The sequence below is a fragment of the Streptomyces sp. NPDC107654 genome, assembly GCF_055639035.1.
Genome location: NZ_JBVKBI010000003.1, coordinates 289,567 through 302,496, shown reverse-complemented (window position 1 = coordinate 302,496; position 12,930 = coordinate 289,567). Strand labels below are relative to the sequence as shown.

Here is a 12,930-nt window from a genome sequence, read left to right as displayed (position 1 = left end):
GGTGGCCCCACCGAGTTCGGCGGCCTCCCGGCGGCCCGCACCTGCCGCAGGGCACATGCCCGGCGTCCAGGCTTTCCGGGCGGCGAGCAGGGCGGGGGAGGAGGGTCGGCGCGCCCGCCCAGGGCGCCCTCGACGGACATTCCCCGCCGCCGCGGACGCTCAGGACAGCGGCTGCTCCGCCCAGATCACCTTGCCGTGCGGGGTGTACCGGGTGCCCCAGCGGTCGGCGAGCTGGGCCACCAGGAACAGGCCCCGGCCGCCCTCGTCGGTGCTCGCCGCGTACCGCAGGTGCGGCGAGGTCGTGCTGCTGTCGGACACCTCGCAGATCAGCGTGCGGTCGCGCAGCAGCCGTACCTCGATCGGGCCGCGCCCGTAGCGGATGGCGTTGGTGACCAGCTCGCTCAGGACCAGTTCCGTCGTGAACGCCAGCTCCTCCAGACCCCAGTCGGCCAGCCGCCGGGTCACCGAGGCCCGCACCCGCGACACGGCCGCCGGGTCGGTGGGCACCTCCCACTGCGCGACCCGGTCGCCGCCCAGCACGCGGGTGCGGGCCACGATCAGCGCGACATCGTCGCTCGGCCGGGCCGGCAGCCGGTCCAGCACGGTACGGCAGGTGTCCTCCGGGGAGGCGCCCGGCGTCCGGCGCAGGGCGTCCCGCAGCAGGCCGAGCCCCTCGTCGATGTCCCGCTCCCGGTCCTCCACCAGCCCGTCGGTGTACAGCACCAGCCGGCTGCCCTGCGCCAGCTCCAGCTCCGCCGTCTCGAACGGCAGCCCGCCCAGGCCCAGCGGCGGCCCCGCGGGCAGGTCGGCGAACTCCACGGTGCCGTCCGGGTGCACCAGCGCGGGCGGCGGATGACCGGCCCGGGCCATGACGCAGCGTCGGGAGACCGGGTCGTAGATCGCGTACAGGCAGGTCGCGCCGGTCACCTCGGCCGCGCCCGACGCCGGGGTCTCGTCCTGGTCGATCCGGCCGACCAGTTCGTCCAGCAGGCCGAGGAGTTCGTCCGGGGGCAGATCGAGGGAGGAGAAGTTGTGCACGGCCGTACGCAGCCGGCCCATGGTCGCCGCCGCGTGCAGCCCGTGCCCCACCACGTCCCCGACGACCAGAGCCACCCGGGCTCCCGACAGCGGCAGCACGTCGAACCAGTCGCCGCCCACCCCCGCCTGCGCCGGCAGGTACCGGTAGGCGATCTCCAGGGCGCCCTGCTCGGGCAGCGACCGCGGCAGCAGGCTGCGCTGCAGGGTGACCGCCATGCTGTGCTCACGGGTGTACCGCCGGGCGTTGTCGATCGACACCGCCGCCCGCGCCACCAGCTCCTCCGCGAGGGCCAGTTCCTCGGCGTCGAACGGCTGCGGCTTCTGCGCCCGCCAGAAGTTCGCCAGACCCAGCACCAGACTGCCCGCCCGCAGCGGCACCGTGATCAGCGAGTGGATGCCGTACGCCAGCACCTGGTCGGTGCGCTCCAGGTCCTGCGCCCGCCAGCCCGGTTCCTGGCGCAGCCGCTCCACCACGACCGACTGCCCGGTGGTCAGGGCGCGGGCCTGCGGCGAGGTGGCCACGAACCGGATCCGCTCGCCGACCGGGTACAGCGGGGCCTCCTTGCGGACGCCCGCACAGGCCGCGCGGCGCAGCGCCGTTCCGGGCCGCGGCTCCTCCCCGCTCAGCACCGCGTCGAACAGGTCCACCGTCGCGAAGTCCGCGAACCGGGGCACCGCCAGGGCGGCCAGCTCCTCCGCCGTCCGCGTCACGTCCAGGCTGGTGCCGATGCCCACCCCGGCGTCGTACAGCATGTTCAGCCGCTCCCGTGCCACCTCCGCGCGACCCGACAGGGCCCGCAACTCGGTGGAGTCGCGCAGCGTGGTGACGCTGCCCGGCGGGCCGCCGCGCAGATCGGTGGGCCGCTGGTTGATCGCCAGCAGGCGGTCCTTGACCAGGTGCACCTCGTCCGTGGCGACCCGGCCCGAGGCCAGCAGCGCCGCCGTGTCGTCGTCCAGGCCCAGCTCCAGCACATGCCGCCGCTCGGCGTCCGAAGGCAGGTCCAGCAGCCGGTGCGCCTCGTCGTTGGCGAGCAGCAGCCGGCCGTCCCCGCCGACGATCAGCACACCCTCCCGGACCGCGTGCAGCACCGCGTCGTGGTGCTCGTACATCCGGGTCATCTCGTACGGCCCCAGGCCGCGTGTCTGGCGCAGCAGCCGTCTGCTGACCAGGGCCGTTCCGGCGGTGGCCAGCGCCAGCGCGGCGGCCGCCGCGGCCAGCAGCAGCGGCAGCTGCCGGTCGGCGGCCCCGCCCACGTGCGCGGTGGTGATGCCGGCCGACACCAGGCCCACCACGGTGCCGTGCGGGTCCTTCACCGGCACCACGACCTGCACCAGCGGCCCTATGGTGCCGGTGATGTGCTCGGTGACCGTGTCGCCGGCCACCGCCGGGGCGATCGTGCCGACGAACTTCTTGCCGATGCGGTCGGTGTCGGGGTGCGTGTAGCGGATGCCGTCGGTGTTCATCACGACGATGAAGTCCACGCCGGTCGCCCGGCGCGCCGCCTCCGCACGCGGCTGCAGTACGGCGGTGGGGTCGGGGGAGCGCAACGCGGCGGCCGTACCGGGCGCGTTGGCGAACGTCTCGGCCACGGCGAGGGAACGGTTCGTCGCCTCCACGTCGCTGTCGTGCCGCACCTGGAGCACCTGGGCCACCACCGCCGCGACGACCAGCAGCAGCACGATCACCACTTGCAGGAGGAACACCTGACCGGCCACGCTGCGCCCGGTCACCGCCGACCGCAGCACCCCCGGCCGGCTGCCGCCCGCGCCGCCTCCCGGCGGCGGTGGGCCGTGCGGTGCGCGCGGGTTCCCGAGAGAACGGGGCGGCCGGGTCGCGGGCCGGCCGGGCAGTCGCACCATGTGCCCATGTCTACACTGCCCGGCGCCGTGAGGCGAGACCGTCACCCGAGGCACCGACGCCCGACCGGAGGCAGGGCGGCAGCCGGGCGGTGCGCGGAGGAACGGCGCGGCGGTGCGCGGGGGAACGGCGCGGTCCCGTCCCGGCCGACGAGTCGCTCGGTCAGCCGCCGGGGGCGGCGGGGCGGCGGGCGGCGAGGAGGAGGGCCACGTCGTCGGGGCGGTCGGTGGCGTGCCGGGCGGTCGCGGTGAGCCGGTCGGCGACCCCGGCCAGGGAGCGCCCGCCGCCCCGGCCCGTCGCGGCACCGGCCTCGGCGAGCGCCAGCCGCAGCGCCGTGATGCCGTCGTCGATGTCGGCGCCGGGCCGCTCCACCAGACCGTCGGTGTACAGCGCGAGGATCGCGTCCGGTTCGAGCAGCAGCTCCGCCACCGGGTACCGGGCCTGCGGATCCACCCCCAGGACGACACCGCCCGGGACGTCCAGCAACCGGGTCCGGCCGTCGGGGCGGCGCAGCAGCGGCGGCGGGTGGCCCGCCCGGGCGATCCGGGCGCGGCCGGTCGCGGGGTCCAGGCGCAGGTAGCAGCAGCTGGCGAACTGGCCGGGGTCGAGGTCGATCAGCAGGTGGTTGGTGCCGCTCAGCACCTCGTCCGGCGGCCGGTCGCCCAGCGCGAACGCGCGGACCGCGCTGCGCAGCTGGCCCATGGTGGCCGCCGCCTGCACCCCGTGCCCCTGCACATCGCCGATGACCAGGGCGAGCCCGTCCCCGGCCTCCACCACGTCGTACCAGTCGCCGCCCACGTCCATGCCCTGGGTCCCCGGCAGATAGCGCCCCGCGGTCTCCAGCCGCGGGTGGGCCGACAGCCGGCGCGGCAGCAGCGCCTGCTGAAGACCGCGGGCGAGCGCCGCCTCGTCGTCGTAGCGGCGGGCCCGCTCCAAGGCGTGCGCGATCAGCCCGGCGAGCGCGGTGAGGACCGTACGCTCCTCCGTGCTGAAGCCGCGTGAGCAGTCGAAGCCGAGGATGCAGGAGCCGACCGGTCGGCCGGAGGCGATCAGCGGCAGGAAGGCACGCGCCCCCACGTCCGCGTCGAGTGGGATGCCCGGGTAGGCCGCCGCGATCTGCTCCATGGACTCGAAGAACAGCGGCCGGCCGGTGGTCAGCGTCTCCACCCCGGGCAGGTGGGCGTCGAGGCCGACGCCTTCGAACGGGGCGAGGAAGCCCTGCGGGAACCCGGTCTCCCAGGCCAGGTACAGATGGCGTTCCTGGAGCAGGTAGATGGCCAGCCGCCGGCCGCCGAACGCGGGCAGCAGCTCCTGCATCACCACCTCCGACACCTGCCGGGCGGTCACCGCGTCCGTCAGCGCGATGGCCAGCGCGATCGGCCGGTACAGCGGCGCCATCGCGTGACCGCGCGCCACCGAGTCCTCGGGGACGCGTGCGTCGGGGGCCGGCTCCCGGGTGGCGTCCATCCGGCTGGCCGGGACGAGCGTGCAGGTCAGCAGGTCGGTGCCGGGGTGCACCGAGACGGCCAGCCAGTCGCCCTCGCCGCTTCCGTCGCGCTCGTCGGGGGGCCGCAGCGCGTGGAAGTGCACCGGCTCCGGTGACAGCAGGGCACCGCGCAGATGGTCGTCGTACGGCGGCCCGGTCAGCCAGGGCAGCGCGTCCCACAGCGTCCGCCCCAGCAGCTCCCGGCCGGGCCGGCCCGCGAGCCGGGCCGCCGCCGGGTTGACGTACACGATCAACCCCAGCCGGTCCAGGCAGAACACACCCTGCGGCAGCGGGTCGGCCGCGCCGTCCGCGGCGGCGGACGCACCGGGGTCGAACACCACCCCGAGGACCGCCGGTCCGGCGCTGCCGGGCTCGGCCGGCCACAGGTCCAGCAGCCGCTGTGTGCCGTTCCGGGCCCGCAGGCTCAGCGGCGCGCCCGGCGGCTTCCCGGCGGCGGTGTCGCGCAGCGCGGCCAGGATCCGGTGGGCGTCGGCCGGGGCCACCGCGTCCGCGAGCGCCGCCGCCGTCCCCGTGAACTCGCCGTGCCGCAGTCCGAGGAGGGCGTGCAGCCGGTCGTCCGCGCGCACCACGGACGTCGCCGGGTCCCAGCCGAACCGTCCTACGGCGGCCCGCGCGGACCCGCTCACGGGCGGCCGCAGGCACAACGGCTCCCCGTCCCAGAACACCGCGCTCGTGTCCCCGCCGGCCAGCCCGAGCAACTCGGCGCCCAGGTCCTCGGCCAGCCGGGTGAGCACATCGCGGTCGAACAGCTCGTCCACGGTCTCCGACACCGCCGGGTGCAGCACGGTGAGCACCCCGAGCGGCTCATCCCCGCCCGGCACCGGCAGGTACACGGACCCGAACGGGAAGGGCAGACCGGCGGCGAACTGCGGATACCGGCGCATGGTCTCCACGGCGTTCGGGAGGACCACCGGGACACCGAGCCGGTAGGCGTCGGAGACCGGGAACGGCCGGTCGACGTGCAGCCGCCACCAGGGCCGGAACAGCGGTCCGGGCAGCCCCACCAGCACCGACAGCCTGAGCAGCCCCGGCACCCCGGACCGCAGGTACACCCCCGCCACACGCCCCCCGGCCGCGGTCAGCGCCCCGGTCGAGGCATCGGCCAGCAACGCGGTCAGCCGGGCCCGCCCCCGGACCTCCTCCTCGCCGCTCCCAGCCATCGGCCTTACCCCGTCCCGTGCGCCTCCGGGATGACACAGCAAGAATGCGCCACGAGACCCGCGGAACGCACCCGGGCGGCAGGAGACAGGGGGAGCGGAGGGAGAGCGTACTTCGCGGGCCGCCTACGGCAATGGGCCCAGGCCGGCGCTGTGGCGCGAGCGACGGGGGGCCGCGCCCGCTTCCCCGCGGACCCGCTCCGCTCCGGGCACCGTACCGGTCGGGACCGCGCAGCCGGGCCGGGCTCGCGCCGCCCGGCCGGGTCGCTGTCGGGAGGGGACCGGCGGAAGGTTCGCCGCGGACGCGGACTAACGGAGGGGGCCGGAGGCGGGCGACGGCTCCAGGCGCTTCTTGAGCCGGTCGAGGATCTCACGCTCCGCAGGCCGTAGCGGCGGCTCCGGGATGTGCGGGAGGGGCGGACCGGTCAGGGCGGCCAGCAGGGCCTTGGGGTGCAGTACGCGCGTCGGGGCAGCCCTGAGGCTGGTGACGTCCCACAGGGCCGCCGCCGCGTCGATGGAGCCCGTGGCGGCCCTGGTCAGCCGGCGTGCGTAGCGGGCGGTGACGCGGTCGGCGAGGCGGGGCTGTCCGCCGACCACGCCGGGATACAGGACGTCCATGCCGACGGCGGTGGCCCACGCGGTGTCCACGTGCCGGGCCGCGCCGTTCAGGACACGCCGGGACAGGCCGGGGGAGACGAGGCCGGTCCGCCGCAGCTCGCCGGCCAGGACCTGGGCGCCGAGCGCCGCCACCGACATGCCCTGGCCGTAGGCGGGGTTGAAGGTGGCCAGCGCGTCGCCGAGCACGACGAACCGCTCGGGCCACCGCACCGACCTCTCGAAGTACCGGCGGGCGTTGCTCGTGCTGCGGCCACGGCTGACCACCACGTCGGTCAGGGGCTCCGCGCCGGCGATGAGCTGACCGACGATCGGGTGGGGAAGGTCGAGCGTGTACCGGAGGAAACCCTCGGGGTCCTGGGGAGGTTCGCCCCCGCGCGTGCCTCCCGCGCTGACCATCCACCGGTTCCCCTCGATCGGGAGCACCATCGCGCTGCGGCCGGGCCGGCCGTCGTACGGGTTGGCCTGCACCACCGTCAGCGGGAACGATTCAGCACCCGCCGGTGTGCGGTAGATCCGGGTGGCGTTGGTGAGGCCCGAGTCGAGCTTGCGCTCCTCCACACCCGCGATGCCGATCCCGCCGAGCCACTTCAGGCTGCCCGAGCCGCGGCCGCTCGCGTCGACGACGAAGTCCGCCTCCACCGCCGGCCCGAGTCGCTCGTCCGCGCCGCTGACCCGGACCCCGTGGACCCGGTCGGCGTCGCCGAGGAGCCCCTCCACCGTGGCCCGGTGGACCGATACGTTCGGGCAGGAGTCGAGCAACGCCTGCCGCACGACCCAGTCCAGCAGGGCACGCGTGCAGGTGATCATGTGCGGGCCGCTCCTGCGCCACCTGCGCAGCCAGCCGCTGTCCGGAGTGCGGGCCAGCATGCCGTTGCCGAGGGCGATCTCGTGGGCCCCGGCGTCCAGGAGCCGGGCACGCACGCTCACCGGGAACAGGGACTCCAGGGCGGACAGCCCGCCGGCCATGAGCAGGTGGGCGTGCTGACCCTGGGGGACACCCCGCCGGTTCTCGGGTCCCTCCGGAAGCTCGTCCCTGTCGAGGACGACGATCCGCAGCGAGGGCTCGGCGAGGGACAGGGCCGCGGCGGCCACCAGCCCGGCGATGCCGGCTCCGACCACGACAGCTTTGTGTGACAACTGGTTCTCCTTGTAGTGCTGTTATGCCGACGTCACTGGGTTCTCACCTGATCCGGTGCCGCCTCACCGAGGCGGTGCACGGCGTTCGCCAGCTCGACCAGATCGATGGTGACGCGGAACTTCTCCGGTGGGTCGGCGGGTCCGTCGCCCCTGCCCGACGCCCGGCGTATCCCGTCGATGATCATCGCCTCCTCCGAGGCGATGCGCGCCCTCTCCCGCTGCTCGCCGCGCTCCACGGCGGCCGCGTACGTCGCCTGGCCGATCCGTTGGTCGAAGTACGCCGTCAACTGCAGGAGCGCGTCGCGGATGTTGGCCTCCAGCAGGTAGAGGCGGTTGCTGGGCAGCTGCCACCACAGCTGCCACCAGGTCGGTTCCGCGACCGGTGTCGCCGCCACGTCCTTTACCGCCGACCACAGGGGCCGCAGCGCCCGGTAGGTGGCCAGGCTCTGCCGCTCGGCGGCGGCCGCGGAGGCGAGTCGCGGCAGGACGAACCCGGCGGAGTAGATCAGGGCGCCGAGCGCGGCGGCCGGCGGTGCGACGGAGGTGGACAGGAAGTCCAGGTCGTACCCCAGCCAGCGGGCGACGACCGCGGTCACCTTGGCGAGGGTGAATCCGAGGGCGTCGAGCAGCAGCCCGGCCAGGATCAGCCGGAGGCCGAGGCGGAGCAGCCCGGTGACCTCGTCGCGGGCCCACTTCAGGCAGACGGCGCTCAGGACGATCGTGCTCGCCAGATGACCCAACAGGTAGAGGGCGATCATCTCCCGCATGTACGGGGTGTTCGCGTAGTACGTGTCCAGGTCGGTGAGGCGCTCCGTGTGCGCGTCCGCGAGGCCGAACAGCACGACGATGGCGACGATGAGCGTGCCGTAGACGGCCACCGCCACCCGGGTCATCCGGCGTATCTGCTCCTTCGGGCCGCCCTTCCAGTGGATCAGCAGGATGATCAGGGAGCAGCTCAGGGCGGAGATCGAGCCGTAAGTCAGCGGGGCGCCCACGTTGGGGATGCCGGTGGCGTGGTTGACGGCGGCGAGCGTCACCGGGGCGGACCAGAAGAAGCACACGGCGGCGATGAACGCGGTGGCCCGGGTGGCGATGGACAGCGGGGAGCGGGGAGTCCTGCGCGGCCGGCGAAGCATTATGGCGGCCAGAGCCAGAAGGAGAGACGCCATATACACGACAAGGCTCATCTTTCGGTGGCTCCGTTCAGGTCCTCTGGCTGTGGGGGCACTCGTGCGGTCGGTCCGCTGGTCATACCGACCGGGCCGCGGCGGGGTCCGGCTCGACGGCCCGCCCCTCACGTTCGCACCTCTTGACGGCGTCGGCGATGAGAACGAGGGACTCGGCGTCGCGCGGGTGGGAGAGCCGGGCCGGCTCGCCGGTGGGTTCCGGCGCCGGCTGGGTGCTGCGCCGCACGGCCGCGGCGATGGTGGCGGCCCACGCGGCGGAGGTGGCCCGGGACCAGTCGCCGGTCCTCTCGAACTCCGCGTCCAGGGTGTGGCCGTAGAGCCTGTCGTCGTAGAGCGTCTCGATGGCGAGGAGACCGTTGTGAATGGTGCTCCAGCGCCAGGTGCCCCACAGGAACGGCGAGCGCGGCCGCTCGACACGCAGGGCACGGTCCGTGAGCACCGGGTCCAGTACGGCGTCGAGAGGCGCCAGGCGGAAGAAGTCACGCCAGGCCGACAGCTGGTGACCGGTCATGGGCAGGAGGACCCCCACCACGGTGAGCACCGCCCCCAGACCGGCGCACAACGGCGGGACGGACGTACCGAGCACCGGCCAGTCCCGGCCGGTCCACCGGGCGACCACCGCGATCAGTTTGCAGACGCTGTACCCGGAGCTGATCACCGTGCCCGTGCCGATCGTCAGCAGACTGGCCCGCAGCCAGGGCCGCCTCCGCACCTCCGCCTCGCAACCCCAGCGCAGCGACCAGACCGCACTGACCACCGCGGCCGTCAGATGCGCGATCAGGTACAGGACGACCATCTCGGCGATCCAGGGGGTCGTCGCGTAGTACGTGTCGAAGTCGCTGCTGCGCTCCTCGGCGGCGTCCCCGAACACGAACAGGGCGCCGATGCCGGTGAGTACGGCCGTGTACCCGTAGATCCAGCTCAGCGTCCTCCGGCGCAGCGACGGGCCGCCCCGCCAGCAGGCGATCATGATCAGGAGCGCCGCGCTGTACGCCGTGATCGACGCGTAGGTCAGGGGAGCGGCCAGGTTGGGCACACCGCTGACCCGATTGATCACCTGCACCGAAGCGGGCGCTCCGAAGAGGAAGCAGAGCGACGCGAGCGCCAGCACCCCGTTGACCGCGCGAAGTGAGCGTTCGCCCCAGTGCCGGATCAGGCCGGGCAGCTTGACCAGCAGACCGACCCACAGCAGGCCGCAGCTGATGTAGTTGATCGCCCCGCTCATTTCCGGTTCCCCCGATAGTTGAGGGAGTCCGCGATGCGGCGGGCCGTCTCGCCGGTGATCACATCGCGCTCCATCAGTGCTCGCATCTCCTGCCCGACCCGGATCCCGAACAACTCGGCTTCTTTCTCGGGGTCCTCGTCGAAACGGGAACGCGCGGCGGCCGGCTGTGCGCCGTGCACATGCCCGGCCTCCAGCGCTTCCCAGGCACCGTCCGCCAGTTGCTCGGGGGTGAAACCGTCCTTCTGCCTCATGTGCCACAGCTCGTGGCCGAAGATCTGCGCCTGGTGCCAGATCTCCGCGTCCTGCTCGATGATGACGTCGTCCTGGTCCGTGCGCTCCAGCCACATCCCCGTGGCCTTGAACTCACGTGGGATGTGCACCCGGTGCACCACGAGCCTGCGCTCGCCACGCCATCGCCGGGCCGACTCGACCAGGGCCTCGAACAACGACTCGGGATCCTCCGGAGCCTCTACGGCGGACAGGTCCTCGTCCGCTCCGGTGCTGCTCAGCCTCGCGCGGACCGGAGAGATGAGCAGCTCGGCGAACTGCCGCATCTCCTTGTCGCGCTGCCGTAACCGCTGCCATTGACGCAGCCGGGTCATCGCGGTCACCGGCCCCCGTCCCGCCCGCTGGAAGACGCAGGGGCCGCCGGGGGTTGGGGTGAGCTGAGCACTGGTGCGGTCGATGGCGAGCCGGGCGTCCCGGTCGTCCGTGGGGAGTCGGTCGCTCCGGCAGCCCGTGGCCGGTCGCTCGCTCCGGCCGTGCGTGGCCAGGGGGGCGCTCCGGCCGTGCGTGGTGTGTCGGGTATTCCGGTGAGCTGCGGCGAGCGGGAGGCCTCGGTGACCTGAGGCGAGTGGGGCACGTCGGCGGTCCGCGGCGGGTGGGACCCGTCGACGGTCCGTGGCGAGCGGGGCTCCCCGCCGGACCCGCGGATCACCACGCGGGCCCCCTGCGTGCCGAACCGCCGCCGTCGACGCCGGATGCGGCGGGCCGTGTGATGCCCTCCGCCCACTGGGCCATCGCCCGCACCCCGCTCGGCGACAGCAGTCCCCGCGCGGCCAGCCGCAGGATCTCGGGCGTGCGGAGCTCGGCGAGGGGGTCCGACCGCGACTCGAGGCACTGCAGATGCCGTTGCAGCGCCTCGTTGAGCGCCTCGGGCTCGTCGGCGAAGAAGAAGCCGGGCGGCAGGGAGAAGAACCGTCGGAGCCGGTCGGCGGACTCCAGACTGGGCAGGCCCTTCCTGCGCCACTCGCTCATCGTCTGACGGGTCACGCCCGCCGCCGCGGCGATCTCTTCGAGGGTGTACTTCTTCCCGTCCTCGCGCCGGCGCGTCTCGCGGAGGAGGTCGAGCCGCTGCCGTACCCGCTCTGCCACCGAGACCTCCTCGGCCCGTCCGCCGGCGAGCAGGAGCTCGACCACGGCCTCGGGGACCCCCGTCTCGAAGGACAGGTCCCGCGTGTTCAGCACGTCCGTCAACTCGGCCCGGCCGACGGCATGGTGGAGGCGTTCCAGGGTTCCGGCCAGTCTTGCGTAGGCATCGTCTGCTGCCACCGAGCATTCTCCCGGGCACGTCGCTGATCAGGGGCGGGGACGTACGCGAGGGTATCCGGATCGCCTTACCTGGTCGACAGTGTCGAGAAAACCTGCATGAGCTCGCAGGTTGAGTTGACATGACATGGCGTCCGGTAGCAGGATCACCGCGCAGGGTGATCCAACAGACCAGCTGTGCGGTTTGGTTGTCGTAGCCGAGCCTCTCAGCGGAGTCCAGGCTGTCCGCCCCTACCCCGCCGAGAGGTGACGCGATGTCCGAGCCCTTGTTGCTGATCGGCGCCGGATCGGCAGCGGCCGGGGCGGAGTTCCATCTCGCGCGGATCGCCGCCGCGCACCCGGTCGTACTCGTCGACACCACCGCGCCGGCCTGGACCAGACCCTATGTGCTGGAGCACATCGCGGCCGACCTCGTCCACGGTCCTGCCATCGCGGACGCGGTCATGGACCACGCCTCCCGTCACGGCGTGTGCGGTGTGCTCAGCCATGTGCCGGACCACCTGGTCACGGCGTCGCGCCTCGCCGGCCGGCTGGGCCTCCCGGCGGCCTCGGCCGAAGCGTTGGCTGTGTTGAGCGATGCCACAGCGCTGCGCGGACTGCTGACACGGCACCACATATGTCAGTCCCACACGCCGGGAAACGGCGACGAGCATCCCGACGGGGCCGTCATCTCCGCCGAGACCGTCGTCCTGCCCGACGGCGACATCCGGATCGTCGCCGTCACACGGACGACTCTCGGCTCGACCGGCGGCCGCGAGGTGACGCGCCACTCCGTCTACGCGCACGACACCCTGCTGCACAACCCGTTGGTGCGCCAGACCGTACAGCGCGTGGTACGGGCCGTCGGCCTCACCTTCGGCGTCCTCCACATCGGCATGAGGCTGACCTCGCTCGGCCCGCGCGTCACCGACGTGCAAGCCCGCCTGGCGGACGATCTCGTCCCGTTGCTCGTCCAGCGGGCCACGGGAGTGGACCTCCCGCTCGTCTGCGCGGCCCTGGCCGCGGGCAGGACGCCCGATCTCACCCCGACCCGGCAGGGAGCGGCGGCCGTCGGTTTCGCCCACCCCTCCGTGAGCGGCCGGATCGAACACCTCGACGTCTCGCCCGAGGCCGCCCGCCATCCGCTGCTCGAGTCCATGGGCCTGCTCCAGCGGCCGGGGGCCCACGTCCTCGCGTCACCCGCGGCCGGGCCGGAGGACCGCCTGGCCTACTGGGTCGTGTCGGGCCCCGACAGGGAACACTGCGATGCGGCTCTCGACGCCGTGGCGCAACACCTGAGCGTCGGTGTCACCGCGGCTGCGGTCACCGGCCGGGCCGCGTGACGTCGGGACAGGATCCGGTTCCGCTCGTCCCCGGCGGCAGCGGCCGGGCGGCCCGCAGGCTGCGCAGGGCTAGAAGCAGGACACCGATGTCGTCCAGGTAGACCGGGTCGGGCAGCAGATCGGTCGGCAGCAGCAGATACGCGACCGCACCCCAGAACACCCAGCGCGGTCCCGTCGGCAGCCCGGCCCGCAGCAGCGTCCGCCGCGCACGCACGAGCCGGACCAGCAGACCGACCGCGACGGCGAGCAGTCCCGCGGCGACGACGGCGGCGATCGTCAGAAGGGTCGTGGTCGTGTCCATACGGAATCCTGGCCCCGGTTCCTCGTCCTGGT

At 73.7% G+C, this 12,930-nt stretch carries 9 protein-coding genes; 1 reads left to right on the top strand and 8 read right to left on the bottom strand.

From position 1 onward, the window contains the following. Window positions 1-159 precede the first annotated feature (159 nt). The 7 genes from ACZ7N4_RS07385 to ACZ7N4_RS07355 form a co-directional block, all read right to left on the bottom strand. Window positions 160-2,898, bottom strand: coding sequence for a SpoIIE family protein phosphatase (locus ACZ7N4_RS07385; protein ID WP_471354784.1), 2,739 nt, complete (start codon window positions 2,896-2,898; stop codon window positions 160-162). Between the two features lie 160 nt (window positions 2,899-3,058). After that, complete coding sequence (locus ACZ7N4_RS07380) at window positions 3,059-5,563, bottom strand: SpoIIE family protein phosphatase (protein WP_471354781.1); 2,505 nt, start codon at window positions 5,561-5,563, stop codon at window positions 3,059-3,061. A 306-nt stretch (window positions 5,564-5,869) separates the two neighbouring features. Next, window positions 5,870-7,315: an NAD(P)/FAD-dependent oxidoreductase gene (locus tag ACZ7N4_RS07375; protein WP_471354779.1), complete on the bottom strand. Its 1,446-nt coding sequence runs from the start codon at window positions 7,313-7,315 to the stop codon at window positions 5,870-5,872. A gap of 32 nt (window positions 7,316-7,347) precedes the next feature. Then, a complete protein-coding gene (locus tag ACZ7N4_RS07370) occupies window positions 7,348-8,484 on the bottom strand; it encodes an MAB_1171c family putative transporter (RefSeq protein WP_471354777.1) in 1,137 nt (378 codons plus the stop codon). A 79-nt stretch (window positions 8,485-8,563) separates the two neighbouring features. Beyond that, window positions 8,564-9,727 (bottom strand): MAB_1171c family putative transporter, encoded by a 1,164-nt coding sequence (locus tag ACZ7N4_RS07365; RefSeq protein WP_471354774.1) that lies wholly within the window; start codon window positions 9,725-9,727, stop codon window positions 8,564-8,566. Beyond that, window positions 9,724-10,338, bottom strand: coding sequence for a toxin (locus ACZ7N4_RS07360; protein WP_471354772.1), 615 nt, complete (start codon window positions 10,336-10,338; stop codon window positions 9,724-9,726). Before ACZ7N4_RS07360 ends, ACZ7N4_RS07365 begins: the two co-directional genes overlap by 4 nt. Before the next feature lie 322 nt (window positions 10,339-10,660). Beyond that, window positions 10,661-11,278, bottom strand: coding sequence for a helix-turn-helix transcriptional regulator (locus ACZ7N4_RS07355; RefSeq protein WP_471354770.1), 618 nt, complete (start codon window positions 11,276-11,278; stop codon window positions 10,661-10,663). A gap of 251 nt (window positions 11,279-11,529) precedes the next feature. Here ACZ7N4_RS07355 and ACZ7N4_RS07350 point away from each other — a divergent pair, with 251 nt between their 5' ends. Beyond that, window positions 11,530-12,597 carry a hypothetical protein gene (locus ACZ7N4_RS07350; RefSeq protein WP_471354768.1) on the top strand — a complete coding sequence of 356 codons (1,068 nt, stop codon included), beginning with the start codon at window positions 11,530-11,532 and terminating at the stop codon, window positions 12,595-12,597. Here the strand turns inward: ACZ7N4_RS07350 and ACZ7N4_RS07345 are convergent. Further along, window positions 12,578-12,898, bottom strand: a complete 321-nt coding sequence (locus ACZ7N4_RS07345) for a DUF1232 domain-containing protein (protein WP_471354766.1) — start codon at window positions 12,896-12,898, stop codon at window positions 12,578-12,580. The genes ACZ7N4_RS07350 and ACZ7N4_RS07345 overlap by 20 nt on opposite strands. Window positions 12,899-12,930 lie beyond the last annotated feature (32 nt).